Here is a 16,918-nt window from a genome sequence, read left to right on the forward strand (position 1 = left end):
CCTACTTCCCTTACTATGTTACTATACGTGACCTTACATAAAAAGTTTCAACCTTTCCTTGTACTGGGAATAAAGATATAAAATTGTTCGTTCATTGGAGGCAAAAAATATGATTTTATCCCTTATTGGATCCTGTCTATTCGCTGTCTACTCTATTTATTTTTTACCTGATGATTTAGCACCTGTTGCTCAACAACTTTTCAAAACGATTCCGATTCTCTTACTCATTTTGTTCGTACAAAAAACGTACGAACAAACAAAACAGCAAAAAATGTATTTCATTTTATGTGCGCTCATTTTTCTAGCCATTGCCACAGCGACTTTTTCACATTTTATTTTAAGCATGGCACTATTCATCATTGCCCAATATTTTTTTATTCGTGCCTTTTTAACTTTCCAATTAAAAAAGCCGAACACTGTCTTTCTCATCATCATCGTCATCGGTGCAGCTATTAGTATCGGCTGGATTGTGGGCAATATTTTAAAAGCTCAATTGTATACGCTCGGCTTTTTAATTAGTAGCTATTTCGTTTTAACATTAACGCTTCTTTGGCTCTCTCTTTTCACTCGAAACTTCCTCATTATTAGCGCAACGATTTGTTTTATTTGTGCCAACCTATTTTTTGCAATCGATCACTTTATTACAGAAGTTCCCACACTATCTTTATGGATGCTTCCACCGTACTACGTATCGTGCATTTTATTTAGTTTAGTCGGCACAAAATATTTCGGATTACCAAATAAAGTGATAGAATAGCGTAAGAATAGTCTTTATATTTACAAAATTATGTCATAAAGGCATATTCATCATTTATAGGAGGTTTTTTCACAATGAAAGAAACAGTAATCGAACGCTTAGTACGCTATGCAAAAGTAGATACACAATCAAACGAAGCAAGCGAAACAACACCATCTACAGACAAACAATGGGATTTACTTCGCATGCTAGAACAAGAATTAAAAGAAATCGGCATGAGCGATGTAGCCGTAGATGAAAATGGTTATTTATTCGCAACATTACCTGCAACATCTGATAAAAACATTCCGACGATTGGTTTCTTAGCACACGTAGATACTGCTACAGACTTCACAGGTACTGGCGTCAATCCTCAACGCGTAGACGCATACGATGGTGGCGACCTTCAATTAAATGATGATGTCGTACTTTCTCCAACTATGTCACCTGAGCTGAAAAATTACGTTGGTCAAACGTTGATTACGACAGACGGTACGACATTGCTTGGTGCAGACGATAAAGCCGGCATCGTTGAAATTATGACAGCGATGGAATATTTACTAAACCATCCAGAAATTAAACACGGCGAATTACGTATCGGTTTCACACCAGATGAAGAAATCGGTCGTGGCCCTCATAAATTTGACGTTGCTCGTTTCAATGCAGATTACGCGTACACAATGGATGGCGGTCCACTTGGAGAACTTGAATATGAAAGCTTCAATGCAGCTTATGCAAAAGTAACGATAGTCGGCACGAACGTACATCCAGGTTCAGCTAAAAACAAAATGGTGAACTCTATTACAGCTGCAATTAAATTCCAAGAAATGATGCCGAAAGATGCTGTACCTGAATTAACAGACGGTCGTGATGGCTTCATTCATTTAATGGAATTTGAAGGTTCTATCGAAAAAACATCATTAACATACATTATTCGTGACCACGATCGCGATCAATTTGAAGCGAAAAAAGCACTCGTACAACAAGCAGCTGACGCGATTAAAGCCGAATACGGTGACCACGCTTTAACACTCGATATGGGCGACCAATATTACAATATGGGCGATAAAATCGAACCGGTTAAACATATTGTAGATATCGCACATAAAGCGATGACCAATTTAGGTATTACACCAATCGTAAAACCAATCCGTGGTGGTACAGACGGTTCTCAACTTTCTTACATGGGTCTTCCAACACCGAATATTTTTGCTGGTGGCGAAAATATGCACGGTAAATATGAATACGTTTCAGCTGAAACGATGGTAAAAGCGACTGAAGTTATTTTAGAAATGGTCAAACTGTACGAACAACAAGCTTAAGATTTTACGCAAAAAAGAGCCGTGAGCAATTCACGACTCTTTTTTTATTTCCGAAAAAAATGTACTAACCTATCTTTTTGTGTACAATAAAAATGTGATAATTCAGAAAAGGGAATATCCTATGATAGAAATTGTACTCGGTATTTTAGCTGCACTCTTTTTTGCAGTCACTTTTATTTTAAATCACGAAATGGAAGTAGACGGTGGAAGTTGGTTATGGAGTGCTTCTCTACGTTATTTCTGTATGCTTTCTTTTTTTCTTGGCATCGTGTTACTACAAGGTCAATTGAAACTATTATATAACGAAATGAAAAAAGTCCCTGTCGCTTGGATCCGATGGAACTTCATTAGATTCGTATTATTTTATGCACCGCTTACGTTTGCGGCAGCTTACGGTGCAGGTTGGCTCGCCTCTGGGACGTGGCAGTTCACAATTGTTGTGTGCTTTTTATTCGCACTACTTTTTTCATCCGTACGGCAACCGAAAAATGATGGAAATGTTCCTTCATAAGTTACTATACGATATTAGTAAAAAAGAAAGTTTCTTCTTATACAGAAACTTTCTTACGTTTTTTGCATAAAAAAAGAACGCTTGGCTGGCGAAAACCTTGCGTCCTGGTGTCACGTTCTATTCGAAACTTTTGAGGGGGGTTAAGAATAGTTCGCTGATTAACTAAGTTTTGGAGAAAAGTAGCTAACCATTTTACTTCTCAAGTTGTACTGAAGAGAAGGAGTGTTTTTTCTTTATGTGATAATGATAATCGTTATCAATTGAATAGTCAATACATTTAATTAAATATTTTTTATTTTTTCAAAAAGGTGGTTTTCTCGATGGCTTCTATGTCACCCAATCAGTTGATACAACTGCATTCATACAGTATTTACCCGAATGATTCATCCCATAAAATTTTCTCACTTAAAGATGTATTAAATGAGAATTTTAGTGATGACTTTATAAAAATAACGAAATTATTCAGTGAGAATGAACAAGATGTAATCACTCTTTCTTATTTCACAAAACGTTACGGTATGTTTATTGCGATGCAATTTTACATGCTTATCGTCTACGAAGAATGGTGGGACGGTACGCCCGACCAAATTCACTTCATTGCGAAAGATGAATTCGGTCGTCGTGCGCTAAGTATGACATTTGAAAATACTGAATGGGCGTATATGGACGATGCTCCGAAAGATGCCGTTCAAAAAATTTTACATGAACAATGTATGCCTGTCATTCAAGCACTTCGAAACATTACATCCATTTCTCCACTACTCATTTGGGAAAATATATTCGGCTATATGTTATGGCATTTTCATACGCTCTCAATGGACCCGGTGACACATGATCTCGCTACTACGTATTTGAACTTGTTAGAAGATGATGCAACATGGGTAGGAATTAGTGAAACGTCTATTTGGCATCGTTATACAAATGGTATGGCGCCGTCTCAATTAGTTCACGTTCCCGTCCGAAAAACATGTTGTTATTCAAAAGATATTCCAGGTTCAATGGCTTGCGGATTTTGCCCTTTAAAATAATGCCTGTTTACTTTTTTCCACTTTAGGAGTACACTAACAGTACATTTTTCCTTAAGGAAACTTTTTATCACTAGAGAAATTAAAAAGGAGGGACGAAAATTTATGTCACTTATGAAAATTCCCCTTTTTCGCCGTCACAGAACGACTTCTGCTGAAGCTGTACTGAATGGAGACGTAAAAGGATTTCGAAAAATACTCCCTTTCCTCGGACCTGCTTTTATTGCAGCTGTTGCGTACATTGACCCGGGGAACTTTGCAACGAATATTACAGCTGGTTCTGAATATGGTTATCTCCTCCTTTGGGTTATTGTCGCATCCAATTTAATGGCTGTACTCATTCAATCCTTGTCTGCTAAACTCGGCATCGCAACGGGTAAAAACTTACCAGAAGTAGCGAGAGAAAACTTTTCTAAACCGACGACAATTATGCTTTGGATTCAAGCTGAACTCGTCATTATGGCGACCGACTTAGCTGAATTTATCGGTGCATCACTCGGCTTATATTTACTATTCAACATACCGATGATTTGGGCTGCACTCATTACAGCTGTTGGTTCTTTCGCTATTCTCGAACTACAAAGACGAGGTGTTAGAGCTTTTGAGGCGGGAATTTCTGCAATGGTCGTCATGGTCGTACTCGCTTTCGCTGTACAACTTTTCTTAGCATCCCCAAATGGTGTGGACGTACTAAGCGGTTTTGTCCCTAACTTTGACGGAGTAGATTCTATTTTATTAGCGACTGGTATTCTCGGTGCAACTGTAATGCCACATGCGATTTATTTACATTCATCTTTAACACAAAACCGTGTTAAAGCGTCGACACCTGCTATCAAAAAACGCGTATTCCGCTTTGAATTTGTCGATATTTTAATTGCGATGTTCGTTGCAGGTGCTATTAATATGGCGATGCTCATTATCGCTGCCGCTGTCTTTCATACACGTGGCCTCAATATCGAAGATTTAGACGTAGCGTACCAATCATTCCATGAGTTACTCGGTCCAGTTGCGGCTATTTCATTCGGACTCGGTTTATTAATTGCCGGTTTAGCAAGCTCTTCGGTCGGTACGTTGTCTGGCGATGTCGTTATGCAAGGTTTCATTAATAAACATATTCGTATTTACATTCGCCGTACGATTACGATGTTACCCCCACTTGCAATTATTTTCTTCGGCATTAACGCAACGAAAGCACTCGTTTGGAGCCAAGTCATCTTATCGTTCGGTATCGCCTTCGCCCTCATTCCACTCGTTCTCTTTACGAGCAATAAAAAAATTATGGGCGAACTCGTTAATCATAAACTAACGACGATTTTAGGCTGGTTAATTTCTGCCTTGATCGTATTCCTTAACTTATATTTAATTTTCGAAACATTTTTCGCAAATAATTAAACAAAAAAGGAGCGATTCCTATCGCTCCTTTTTTATATACGCTTATTTTTCAGTCGTCTTTTTTCCGCCGACAGATAAGTACACGACGAAAACAATCATTAAAATCATGCCGACAATTTGCCACGTAAATAAAGTCGCATTTAACCAAACAATCGAAATAACCATCGCTGCAAGCGGCTCAAAACTAGAAAGTACACTCGTTTCTACCGGTGTAATATACGTCATGCTTCCTAAAAATAAAACGTATGCTGCAGAACCTAAAATAATTAAGCCAACCATCATGAATACAATTTTCGGCTCAAGTAGTAAATGCCACTCATCCGATTGCCAAACGCGGCTACCGAGGGCTGCATATATACCGCTTAAAAGCGTTGCCCATGCGACAATTGTTAATACGCCAAATTCTTTCATTAAACGTGTCGGATAAAGCGTATAAAAAGCATATGTAAACCCTAATACGACACCCCAAACGAGTGCTTCGCTGCTTACGACGAGTGACTGCAATGAACCGTTCGTTAATAATAAAAACAAACCGAGTAGCGTGCCGATTATTCCAATCACTTGTGCAATAGGTGGCCACTTTTTATGTGCCAAACTAATAAAAATAATGACGAAAATCGGTGCTAAAAATTGCAGTAACGTAGCAACAATCGCATTACTCACTTCAATCGTTTTCACGAAAGAATATTGTAAACCAAATAAACCGATTAAACTAAATACGATTAATTGTGCGGACCAATTTTTTGATTTCCACGGTCTCATAATCGATTGATGGCTCATTTTTTGCATAATGAGCATTAAAATACCTGCAATAATTAATCGTACGGAAAGCATGAACGATGCAGACATGTGTGCTTCGCTTCCTAACCATTCCATCATCGGACCGGTAGCTCCCCAAAGTGTTGCACCACCGATAATCATGCTAATCCCTTTTAAACGATTCACTTGAATTCCTTCCTTCTTTCCAAATTGAGACTTATTATAGCATGAATAGCATATTAAAAAAGATATAAAAAAAGTCGAACGTCTCAATCACATGCTCGTTCAACTTTTTCATTCATTTCATTTTTAATATGCAAATTTATATTGATTCGTACGATACTTTTCAGGAATTTCAGGTTGTGCTCCTTTTTGTGTAACGACAAAACCCGCAACGTCCGATGCATATACAATCGCATCTTCTAATGCGAATCCTTCTAATAAAGCGACAGCAAGCGTACCACTAAACGCATCCCCTGCACCTGTCGTATCTACAGGAATCATTTTATTCGATGGCAATAAACCGTATTTATTTCCCGAGAAATAATAAGACCCTTGCTTCCCTAATGTGACGATGACACAACCGACACCTTTTTCAATTAATTTTTGACAAGCAATATGTAATTCGTCTTCGTTAAATGGTATGCCAGATAAACTTTCAAGTTCAGTACGATTCGGTGTTAAGTAATCTACTTTTGAAAGCAATTGATCTGACAAGGCATGTGACGGTGCTGGATTGACGATAATTTTCGTTTGACTACCGTGTGCAATTTCAATCGCTTTTTCGATTGCTGGCATCGGTATTTCTAATTGTAATAAAAGAAAATCACTTTCTTCTATAACGGTGCGTGATGCTTCAACTTGCTCGGCTGTCACGTTGTGATTAGCGCCCGCAAATAATAAAATAGCATTTTCCGCATCACTTGATAATTGAATAATAGCTTGTCCTGTCAAACCATCTTTTCTAATAGATGATGTGTCGATGCCATTACGTTGTAAATTCAAAAGCGCTTGTTCTCCGTACCCATCCGTTCCAACGCTACCGATAAATGTGACATCTGCTCCTAATTGCGCAGCTGTCATCGCTTGATTCGCTCCTTTTCCTCCGAAAAAAAGATGATGATCTCGCGTTGAAATCGTTTGCCCCTCTTGTACAATTTCATCTACTTCATATACTAAATCTATATTAATACTACCTACTACCGCAATCTTACTAGACATCCTAATCCCCCTCAGTTTTTTATAACGTATTGCCAATTTTCATGACCGCATCAAAAAACAATGCAATGAATTTTTCTCTTTCTACATCGTGTAATACGTGTACATTCGGCGTTTTCCCTGAACGTTTCGCATAATCAACAATCGTTGCACCTTGTGTAAGACGCCCTTCAAGTTCAACTTCTACGAAATAATCGTCCCCTCGATACATTTCTGGATGAACTAAGCAGGCGATGGCACTCACATCATGAACGCGAATTTGCTCTTCAAAATATGGTGGATTAAATGGCGTTTGTTTTTGTGTAAACGTATAGAAATTCATCATGTTCGCTACCTTTTGTGCAAAAGGCGTTTCTAACTGACTAAGCTGCGTCATTTCTTCACGTGTAATATACGCTTTATGCGTTACATCTAAGCCACTCATAATAATTGGAACACCTGAACGCATGACGAGTTCTACAGCATGCGGATCTACATACGCATTAAATTCAGCCGTCGTTGACATATTCCCACCGACAGCTGCTCCTCCCATCCATGAAATACGCGCAATTTTAGCTTTCACTTCTGGATGTGCAAGCAACAATGCGCCAACATTCGTTAAAGGTCCTGTTGCCACTATCGTAATAGGCATTTCAGCTTGCATTAACGTCTCATACATCGCTTGAATTGCTGGACGTTCACTCGCTTCAAATGTAGGAACGGCCCATTCAACATTCCCTAAACCGCCTTCACCGTGTATATCTTCTGCTACTTCTTGCTGACGAAAAATCGGTTGGCTTAAACCTTTCGCTACTTCTACTCGTTTGTTTATGTACGATAAAAAACTCAACGCATTGTACGTCGTCTTATCAATCGTTAAATTTCCCGCTTCCGTCGTAATCAGACGAATGTCCAATTCTTCTCTCGAAAATGCGAGCATTAACATCATCGTGTCGTCAATTCCTGGATCGCAATCAATAATAATCGGTATGCGTTTCAAATGAATCACCTCTATGTTATATTTTAGCTTTTTTCCATTTTAAATGATTTTAATCGTATTCCTTTCACGAAATTGTCAAAACATCTTTTTTCATATAAAAAAGCGGATGACTAAATAGAAGCCATCCGCTTTCATATAACGATGTCGTGACAATTATTTTTCGTATAATACGATAAAATCATCGTCTTTCTTTTGTAATGTTGTACCGACGAAACCGTCTTTCAACAATTGTTGTTGTCCACTCGTATCCCCCATTGAAATCCAAATAGATTCCGTATAAGTTGGAGACGGATTTTTTAAATCTTTAAAGAAAATATAGCGCAATTTACCACCGTATTTTAATTTAAGACCTTTCACGACTAATTGCTGTGCAAATTTATCTTTTAAGCTTGGAATATTGTATGGCTTCACCGTCGCACATACGTAATCAAAACGTTCTACGTCCATTGCGTCCATAATAATCGTTGCCATTAAACGTTGTAAGCCATGACCACGATAATCTGGTGAAACGTTTGAAATTTCTTGATACATAACGCGCGATAATTGGGCATCGTCTAAACCACAATCTTTCCCTAGATGTTCCGGATCCTCTTTCGGATCAAGGAGCGCACGGAAAGCAATCAATAAATCTTCCGCATAAATCCCAATCATTAATCCATTACCGTTTAAAATGTTTTGAAATTCTTCTGTAGAAAGCGGTTGCAACGTGTTTTTATCTGGAAGTGCCGCATACACTTGTGCTTGCAACGCTTCTAGTTCTGGAAGCTCTGCCATCGTTAAGACGCTTGCTGTAATCGGTGTATCGCCTAATAAGCCTTCGTAAATGTCCATGTTGATCTTACCCCTTTACAACATCTTTAAATTTGCAAAGTTCTTCTAAAATTGACTCGTCTACATTTACCCCTAAACCTGGTTGTTCATTCAATTCGATAAATGGCACATCGTAGTGTAAGTCTCCGATATCTTTAGAGAATTTTAGCGGTCCTGTTAATTCTACACTCGTCATAATTTTTTTAGAAAAAGCAACGTGGAAACCAGCTGCAGAGCCGACCGATGATTCAACCATTGAACCAACTTGGCATTCAATCCCTGCCATCTCGGCCATATTAGCTAATTTCATCGCTGGGTAAATCCCACCGCATTTCATTAATTTAATATTTACTTTATCCGCTGCACGTTTTGCGATAATTTCACGCATTTCTTTCACGCCGTGTAGCCCTTCATCGATCATTAATGGAATCCACGTTTTAGATTTCACTTCCACCATTCCATCGATATCATCTGCTTTGACAGGTTGTTCTAACCAATCAATATCAAGAGATTCTAATGCGCGTACACCGCGTAACGTCGTCGCTGCATTCACCCATCCTTGGTTTACGTCAACACGAATCGCGATGTCAGCACCGACGCGTTCACGAACTGCTTGAATACGTGCAACGTCTTTCATGACTTCCGTTCCGACTTTCATTTTGAATGAGCGATAACCCATTGCGACACGTTCTGCCGCTTCATTCGCCATTTTTTCAGGTGAGCCGATACTTAATACGTGCGTAATCGGGAATTTTTGATGGAAACGTCCACCAATCAATTGGTAAACAGGAACTTGTAACGCTTTACCTGCAATGTCGAAGCAAGCAATATCGATTGCCGCTTTCGCTGCTGGTACGTCACGAATAATACGGTTCATACGATCATGAATTTTTTCGAATTCTAGTGGATTTTCTCCAATCATTGCGGGTGCTAATTGATGTTTCAATACCGCATACGTACTTTCCCATGATTCGCCCGTTACGTGATCATCTGGTACCGATTCACCGTATCCTACGATTCCTGTATCAGTCGTCATTTTAATAATAATAGACGGCATCGTGTCATATGAGTCATAAGAAATAACAAATGGTTCTACTAAAGGTAAGTGAATTGCATAAATATCGATTTGTTTAATTTTCATTGTCAAAAACTCCTGTTATACTTAATATATTAGATGTCGTTATTTAGTCGTTAAATAACGACAAGTCATTCAAAGAAAGGAACATTGCCATGTCTACAAAAGTTGCTGTCATTAGTTCTAAAGCATTTCAACAACGCTTACTAAAAATCGCAGAACAAGTGCGGGACATCGAACTAGACTTTTATATTTACGGACATCCGTCTGAAGCCCCTGAACTTTTGAAAGAAGTAAAGTCTTGTGATGTGTTGTTCATCACCGGTACTTTACCGTATTTATATAGTAAACCAATATTAGATAAATGGCCAATACCTTGGACATATTTAAAACAAGATGAATTTGCGATTGCTAATACGTTGCTCGCTTTTTCTACGCGTCATCACATACCGCTCGATCGCATTTCGATTGATGTGATGAACAAACATTTCGTAGAAAATGTGCTGACGGACATTGAGTATATCGGTCCTTCACCTTATGTCATTGAAATAGATGACCAAACACGCGAACAACAACTTATCGAATTTCATACGACACTTTGGACGCAGCAAAAAATTAATCACGTTATTACGAGTAGTCATAACGTATTTGAACATTTACAAAAAATCGGTGTTCCAGTCTTTCGCGTAACCGATTCGTCTACTTCGATTGTGCGTCGTTTAGAAGAAACGAAGTCTCTCGTACGTATTACGAAATCAGAGTCAGCTAAAGTTGTCGTCGGACTATTAGAAATGAATACTTTGCACGAAGAAACTGTCGACCAAATCGCGCAAGTACTTCATGCAATCAAACAACCGATTTCCAAAACACAAATAGAATTTTATACGACGATGGGGCATTTACAACATGCGATTAACCGTAAAAAACTGGCAACAATTATCGAATCGAATGCCAACGATTTAAAATTAGCGTTCGGATACGGTCTATCGGTCAACGATGCTGAACAAAATGCTATGTACGCTATGCAATACACACCGCCGAACAATATTTGTATCGTCGATGAACAAAAGCATTTAATCAATCCGCTCCATCATGAAGAAACGACACTTTCTCTACAAATAGATGATCCGTATATTATGAAACTCGCTAAAAATACGAAATTAAGTCCGCTCAACATTTCAAAAATTATCGCCTTTGCTGAAGCGCGACAGTCGCCGAAATTTACAGCGCATGATTTAGCAGAATATTTACAAGTAACACGCCGTACGACCGAACGAATTATTAAAAGACTTGTCACGCATGAATACGTTCAAATTGTCGGAGAAGAAATGGGCTATACGCAAGGTCGCCCACGTACGATTTACGAATTAAAATTTTCACTTTATAATGAAGTGTAAAAAAACGAGCTTGATTATGATAATCAAGCTCGTTTTTTACGTTTTATATATGATTATTTTTTAGCAGGATGTGCTGTTTTTAACGTTTCTGTTAAGACGTCTGCTCCGACTTTTAACGCGCGATGATCAAATGTCATATACGGATGATGCAGTCCAGGTGATAAATCGGAACCGATTCCAATCATCGTTGCTTGTAGCTCTGGTTGTTTCACCGTGTAAAAATGAAAATCATCGCTACCTGGCGTATAAATATGTGGTGCTAACGTATCTTGCCCGTACAAATCGACAATCGCTTGTGCGGCATGATCCGCTGCTTCTTGGCTAACGACAGCTCCCGGCGTATAGTCAATCCACTCCCAGTTCAATTCAATATCGTATTGTTGGCGAATACTTGCCAACCCGTGATCGATTTTATCGTGTAATTGTTCGAGTGTTTCATTATTTTGTGCACGTACGTCCATAGAAAAACTTGCTGCACCAGGAATAATATTGACGCTACCACCGTCTGCAACAATTTTCGTTAACTTCGCAGAATGTGGAATAAACGGTGATACGTGAACAGCCGTCAACATTTGTTGAATCGCCATAATGACATCAATCGCATTTTTCCCTTGGTGTGGACGAGCGCCGTGCGCATCAACACCTTGAATCGTTCCTGTTAAAAAATAAGCTGCTCCGTGATGCATCGCAGCCGTTACTTTACCGAATGGGATTTCATCAATTGGGCGTAAGTGAATGCCATACAATTGTTGAATATTTTCGACCGCGCCGTGTTCGTACGCAACAACAGCCCCGTTCCCCATCTCTTCAGCAGGTTGGAAAATAAAACGAATACGGTGATTTAATGGCATATCTTTTAATTGATACAATGCCCCAAGCACCATCGTCATGTTTGCATCGTGCCCACATGAATGATTCGCCTGCCATACGCCATCTAATTCTTGCCAAAGAGCATCGATGTCTGCACGTACAGCAACACCGAATTCACCCGTACCGATTTCTGCAACGAGTCCAGGGACATCGTCAAATAAGCGATATGAAACACCCCATTCTGTTAACATTTCAGCAATTTTCTTCGTCGTTTCAATTTCTTTCCAGCTAATTTCAGCATGTGTATGAAAATGGTTAAACCATTGTAATAGTTGTTGTTCAAAATTCATTTTACGCACTCCTCTTGTCTTGCTTTTCACTCACCTACTATACCGCAATGAACAAAAAGAAAACAACCTCCTCATTTTGAACAGGTTGTTTACGTAAATCTGTTATGCATGTAATGGCTCCAATTCTTTATTTAAGAGCCCTTTTTGTTTCATTTCGGCTAACACATACAACTCCATTAAATCTTGCTTCGGTAATGCTTGAAGTGTTTCATGTAAGTCTTTTAATAACGCTGTACGACTTCGCGTCAAATCTTTCGGCAATAATGTTTTTTCTTCTTCTAGACATTTCAACAATAATTCGTCAGTTGAAATCGACAATGAATTGCTCAAACGAACGATCCATTTAGCAGATGGAACACTTTCCCCCATCTCCCAACTTTTAATACGGCTTGCGGAAGTTCCGATTAACTTTGCTAACGATAACATAGAATGATTGCTCGTTTCTCGAAATGATTTTAACTGCTGACCAAACTCTTTTGCATCGAACATGATCCATCCTCCCTTCTTATAATCAAACCAAAAAATACTTTCTACTAGTAATAGTGCTTCTTTTATTTTAAAACAAAATAGAAGTTTAAAATAGCATTTTTATATTTTATTAGCATTTTTATTCATTTTATTTAAAAAATCATCGTTTTTTCAGAAAATCATGACGCTTTTTAAAGTAAAATAAAACATAATGAAAAAAATAAGGAGGTTTATTATGAAAAAGAAAATTATTTTGATTAGTTCGATTGTTCTAATCCTACTCATTGCGGTTGCTAGTATTTTCATCTTTCTACATACGAAAGAAACGAAAGCACGCCAGCAAGTTGTCGATCAATGGGTTGAAACAATCGAAAAACAACAATTTGACCAAATTCCAACGCTCGTAACAGAAAACTCGATTTTAAAACACGACTTCACGACAAAAACAGTCGTCGATAAATACGAAACGGTATTTTCAGGCTTACATGCCAATAAAATAACGATTTCTTCTATGAAAGAAGAAAAAGTAGCCAATCAGCGGTATAAACTAACGTATACGATGAACGTTGAAACAGCACTTGGTGAAATAACGGACTTACATTATACGGCGTTTTTAACGAAACAACAGAAAGATTATAAGCTTGATTGGCATCCAGGTCTCATCTTCCCTCATATGGAAAAAACAGACCGTGTTCGTTATACGATCAAAAAGCCAACGCGTGGTAGCATCATCGACCGGAACGGCCAACCGCTCGCAACAAATGCTCCATTTTATAGTCTTGGTGTTATTCCGAAAGAACTCGGAGCAGGCGACGAGCGCACTAAAAATATGAAAGCAATTTCTGATGAATTTTCCATTTCAACCGAAACAATCGAAAAGAAATTACAACAAAAATGGGTAAAAGACGATTTATTCGTCCCACTAAAAATCGTCAATCGAAAAGAAGTAAAAGTATTACAAGGTGCGCAATATAAGGCGACCGAAATTCGATACTATCCGCTCGGACAAGCAGCTGCGCAACTAATCGGTTACACAGGAACCGTCACGGCTGAAGACTTAGAAAAAAATCCGACATTAAGCGATGGGGACACGATTGGAAAAACTGGTTTAGAAGCAACATTTGACCAACGACTTCGCGGACAAACAGGTGGCGATATTGCGGTTGTGACCTCCAGTGGACGTGTACGTGACGTACTGCTTCATGCAGACGAAACGGACGGTGAAATGATTACGTTAACCATTGATACACAACTGCAAAAAGCAGCTTTCGATGCACTTGAGAAAAGTGTCGGAGCCTCTGTCGTAATGGATCCTAAAAACGGGGATTTAAAAGCGCTTGTGAGCAAACCATCTTATGATCCAAACAAAATGGTACGCGGCATTTCACAAGAAGACTATGATGCGTATGCAAACGATGAAAACTTACCGTTTTTAAATCGCTTTACGAATCGCTATGCACCTGGTTCTACATTAAAAACACTTACAGCTGCAATTGGCTTAGACAATGGGACGACGACACCAACGAAAACACATGAAATTAAAGGTCTACAATGGCAAAAAGATCCATCATGGGGTTCTTATTACATCACACGTTTACATGATGACGTATCGACTGTAAATTATGTAGATGCGCTCATTTATTCGGATAATATTTTCTTCGCAAAAGAAGCACTCGATATGGGCGAGAAAAAATTACGAGATGGCTTAAATCATTTTGCCTTCAATAAACAATTTGATTTACCGTTCGCTATGAAAGCTGCGCAAATTTCTAAAGACGACTCGTTTAACTCCGACATTTTGTTAGCAGATACCGCTTATGGACAAGGTGAAGTACTCATGTCTCCTATTCAACAAGCTGTATCGTATGCGACATTCGCAAATGATGGAAAAATGGTGGAACCAAAACTTTTACTCGATGCAAATGTAAAAACGACTCAAGTAATGAAAGAAGATACGGCGCATAAAGTGCGCGACGCAATGATTCAAGTTGTCGAACATAAAGGTGGAACGGGTAATACACTTCAATCACTTAAGTTACCAATCGCAGCGAAAACAGGAACCGCTGAGATGAAACAAAAACAAGGTGTTTATGACGGAACAGAAAACAGTCTCGTCGTCGCCTTCAATCCTAAAAAAGAAAACTATTTACTGCTCACAATCGTAGAAAATCATAAAAAAACACATCGTACAGCAATCGAATTATCAAAATCACTCATTCCTGTACTAGACCGTAAATAAAAAAGAGGCTGGGACATACGTGTAGAAATCACCTCTCATATGAGCATAAGAAAAACCGGAATCGCGCTGTGGCGCGGTTCCGGTTTTTCGTTGCGAACGCTAAAAAAGAAAAATGACGTGTTTTGTCCCAGTCTCTTTTGATTACCAGAACATCGGTTTTGCTACCATAAGCCATAGCATAATTAAAAGCAAAATAACGTATATATAAACGGCTCTACGCAATTTCTTAACAAAGGTTTGTTGATTAAACTGTGGCGTGTTAAACGTCCTCATAGTCGGTTTAAACGCGTTCGCTAAATAGACGACCGAACTAATTAATAAAATGAATGTGCAAGCAATCCACGGTGTATGCCACGGATAATGTCCGAACCACATTGCTAATAATCCAAAAACGATTAAAAAGTGCCCTGCATGTTTAACGACTTGAATAGCTAAGTGAAAACTATCCACATACCCTTTTAACGTATGTATATTTTTTTCATTTGCCATTCTTTTTAACAATGGAAATAAAACGAAAAATGGCCCAATCGATAAAATAGCACCGAGTATATGTAAGTAAACAACGAGATGATACATCGTTTCCTCCCTACTTTCATGTTTAATCTATCCCTATTAGGGTACTCTACAACAATAACAGAGAAGGGAGTATTTTTATGGGTATTCATAAATTTTTCACAAGTCTTAACGATTTAGAGCGTATTATACGTTGCCCAGGACGTTTTAAGTTTGAGGAGCATAATGTTGCTGCTCACTCTTGGAAAGTGTCTCAGTACGCCCTTGTATTTGCGACAATCGAAGAAGAACATGGTGCCAACATCAATTGGAAAGCACTTTATGAAAAAACAATCAATCATGATTACGGAGAAGTTTTCATCGGTGATATTAAAACACCGGTTAAACACTCCTCCCCTGAACTTAAAGAAATGATTGCACATGTTGAAACGCGTATGGTAGAAGATTTCATTGAGCGTGAAATCCCACCAAGTTTCCAATCTATTTTTAAGGAGCGCTTAAAAGAAGGGAAAGATTATACGACGGAAGGGAAACTGCTCGAATTTGCAGATAAACTCGATCAAGTGTATGAATCCTTTTCCGAACTCAAACGCGGCAATATGGATCCTGAATTTTTAACGATTTATCATCATGCACTCGGACGTCTACTACAAATTGATTTACCACATAGCGTGTCTTATTTTAAAACAGTTATATTGGAAGATCTATTAAAAGAAGAGTCTGTGACAGATATGCAGCATTTGACGAATGACGTGCTACAATCGATTGAATCGGCATTGATTTAATGTTTTGAATACGGTTCAATTCCTTGCATGCGTAGGTTCGATGCAGTATAGTATAACTACAGGCTGCATTGCTCGTAATAATATTAAGTTTTAACCTTTGATCTGTAATAGGGAGTTTTAGATAGAGAGTGGACTGGCATGCCTTACGGAATCGTAAGGACAAACACGAAGCTCTTTGCGAACACCCACTTTGAGGAGTGGTGGTTTAAAACTTTCAATGTAATGACTTACGGCAAAAGCGGCTTTTATATTGAATGAACAGATTCATCCAATAACACAGCATCTCATATGAGATGCTGTGTTTTTATATATTTCTAAATTTAAATACAAAAAAAGAGAGTACATAATGTACTCTCTTAATATGAGTCATGCAGGATTCGAACCAGCGACCCTCTGATTAAAAGTCAGATGCTCTACCAACTGAGCTAATGACTCAAGTTAATGGTGCCGGCGAAAGGAGTCGAACCCTCGACCTACTGATTACAAGTCAGTTGCTCTACCAACTGAGCTACACCGGCATATTAAATTG

Annotated in this window: 16 protein-coding genes, 2 tRNA genes and 1 other RNA gene; 9 read left to right on the forward strand and 10 right to left on the reverse strand. The window is 38.6% G+C overall.

All coding sequences use genetic code 11. The features are described from left to right. Nucleotides 1-109: 109 nt before the first annotated feature. From KSHG_RS05195 to KSHG_RS05215, 5 genes are all read left to right on the forward strand, one after another. Nucleotides 110-757 carry a lysoplasmalogenase family protein gene (locus KSHG_RS05195; protein ID WP_010302850.1) on the forward strand — a complete coding sequence of 216 codons (648 nt, stop codon included), beginning with the start codon at nucleotides 110-112 and terminating at the stop codon, nucleotides 755-757. Between the two features lie 74 nt (nucleotides 758-831). Next, a complete protein-coding gene (pepT, locus tag KSHG_RS05200; protein ID WP_010302852.1) occupies nucleotides 832-2,058 on the forward strand; it encodes a peptidase T in 1,227 nt (408 codons plus the stop codon). A gap of 121 nt (nucleotides 2,059-2,179) precedes the next feature. Continuing rightward, nucleotides 2,180-2,569: a multidrug resistance efflux transporter family protein gene (locus KSHG_RS05205; RefSeq protein WP_010302857.1), complete on the forward strand. Its 390-nt coding sequence runs from the start codon at nucleotides 2,180-2,182 to the stop codon at nucleotides 2,567-2,569. A 320-nt stretch (nucleotides 2,570-2,889) separates the two neighbouring features. Further along, nucleotides 2,890-3,597, forward strand: coding sequence for a siderophore-iron reductase FhuF (fhuF, locus tag KSHG_RS05210; RefSeq protein WP_010302859.1), 708 nt, complete (start codon nucleotides 2,890-2,892; stop codon nucleotides 3,595-3,597). A gap of 102 nt (nucleotides 3,598-3,699) precedes the next feature. Next, nucleotides 3,700-4,986, forward strand: coding sequence for an Nramp family divalent metal transporter (locus KSHG_RS05215; protein ID WP_010302862.1), 1,287 nt, complete (start codon nucleotides 3,700-3,702; stop codon nucleotides 4,984-4,986). Between the two features lie 42 nt (nucleotides 4,987-5,028). On the opposite strand, the gene KSHG_RS05220 is transcribed toward KSHG_RS05215, so the two are convergent. From KSHG_RS05220 to KSHG_RS05240, 5 genes are all read right to left on the reverse strand, one after another. Continuing rightward, nucleotides 5,029-5,931, reverse strand: a complete 903-nt coding sequence (locus KSHG_RS05220; RefSeq protein WP_010302866.1) for a DMT family transporter — start codon at nucleotides 5,929-5,931, stop codon at nucleotides 5,029-5,031. Nucleotides 5,932-6,054: 123 nt separating this feature from the next. Continuing rightward, complete coding sequence (rbsK, locus tag KSHG_RS05225) at nucleotides 6,055-6,966, reverse strand: ribokinase (protein ID WP_010302868.1); 912 nt, start codon at nucleotides 6,964-6,966, stop codon at nucleotides 6,055-6,057. 19 nt (nucleotides 6,967-6,985) lie between these two features. Beyond that, complete coding sequence (locus KSHG_RS05230) at nucleotides 6,986-7,951, reverse strand: nucleoside hydrolase (protein WP_261797754.1); 966 nt, start codon at nucleotides 7,949-7,951, stop codon at nucleotides 6,986-6,988. Between the two features lie 144 nt (nucleotides 7,952-8,095). Further along, nucleotides 8,096-8,773 (reverse strand): benzoate transporter, encoded by a 678-nt coding sequence (locus KSHG_RS05235; RefSeq protein WP_010302874.1) that lies wholly within the window; start codon nucleotides 8,771-8,773, stop codon nucleotides 8,096-8,098. A 7-nt stretch (nucleotides 8,774-8,780) separates the two neighbouring features. Beyond that, the gene (locus tag KSHG_RS05240) at nucleotides 8,781-9,893 is read right to left on the reverse strand and encodes a mandelate racemase/muconate lactonizing enzyme family protein (RefSeq protein WP_010302877.1); all 1,113 of its coding nucleotides are present in this window, start codon (nucleotides 9,891-9,893) and stop codon (nucleotides 8,781-8,783) included. 89 nt (nucleotides 9,894-9,982) lie between these two features. Between KSHG_RS05240 and KSHG_RS05245 the strand changes: the two genes are divergently transcribed. Next, entirely contained in the window at nucleotides 9,983-11,224 is a 1,242-nt protein-coding gene (locus KSHG_RS05245) for a helix-turn-helix domain-containing protein (protein ID WP_010302880.1), read from the forward strand. 53 nt (nucleotides 11,225-11,277) lie between these two features. On the opposite strand, the gene KSHG_RS05250 is transcribed toward KSHG_RS05245, so the two are convergent. Then, a complete protein-coding gene (locus KSHG_RS05250; RefSeq protein WP_010302891.1) occupies nucleotides 11,278-12,384 on the reverse strand; it encodes an amidohydrolase in 1,107 nt (368 codons plus the stop codon). Between the two features lie 102 nt (nucleotides 12,385-12,486). Then, entirely contained in the window at nucleotides 12,487-12,873 is a 387-nt protein-coding gene (locus KSHG_RS05255; RefSeq protein ID WP_010302894.1) for a helix-turn-helix domain-containing protein, read from the reverse strand. A 214-nt stretch (nucleotides 12,874-13,087) separates the two neighbouring features. On the opposite strand from KSHG_RS05255, the gene pbp4 reads away from it, so the two are divergent. Then, nucleotides 13,088-15,091 carry a penicillin-binding protein PBP4(5) gene (pbp4, locus tag KSHG_RS05260; protein WP_010302898.1) on the forward strand — a complete coding sequence of 668 codons (2,004 nt, stop codon included), beginning with the start codon at nucleotides 13,088-13,090 and terminating at the stop codon, nucleotides 15,089-15,091. A gap of 141 nt (nucleotides 15,092-15,232) precedes the next feature. On the opposite strand, the gene KSHG_RS05265 is transcribed toward pbp4, so the two are convergent. Next, on the reverse strand, nucleotides 15,233-15,667 hold the full coding sequence (locus KSHG_RS05265; protein WP_010302901.1) for a hypothetical protein: 435 nt from the start codon (nucleotides 15,665-15,667) through the stop codon (nucleotides 15,233-15,235). Between the two features lie 77 nt (nucleotides 15,668-15,744). Between KSHG_RS05265 and KSHG_RS05270 the strand changes: the two genes are divergently transcribed. Beyond that, nucleotides 15,745-16,389 (forward strand): YfbR-like 5'-deoxynucleotidase, encoded by a 645-nt coding sequence (locus KSHG_RS05270; RefSeq protein WP_010302909.1) that lies wholly within the window; start codon nucleotides 15,745-15,747, stop codon nucleotides 16,387-16,389. Between the two features lie 57 nt (nucleotides 16,390-16,446). Then, nucleotides 16,447-16,638, forward strand: a non-coding RNA gene (ssrS, locus tag KSHG_RS17720) — 6S RNA. Nucleotides 16,639-16,751: 113 nt separating this feature from the next. Here the strand turns inward: ssrS and KSHG_RS05275 are convergent. Together KSHG_RS05275 and KSHG_RS05280 are read right to left on the reverse strand one after the other, a co-directional pair. Beyond that, a tRNA-Lys gene (locus tag KSHG_RS05275) sits at nucleotides 16,752-16,824 on the reverse strand. A gap of 7 nt (nucleotides 16,825-16,831) precedes the next feature. Continuing rightward, nucleotides 16,832-16,907 (reverse strand) — tRNA-Thr (locus KSHG_RS05280). Nucleotides 16,908-16,918 lie beyond the last annotated feature (11 nt).

The organism is Kurthia senegalensis, from assembly GCF_000285595.1.
GTDB lineage: Bacteria > Bacillota > Bacilli > Bacillales_A > Planococcaceae > Kurthia > Kurthia senegalensis.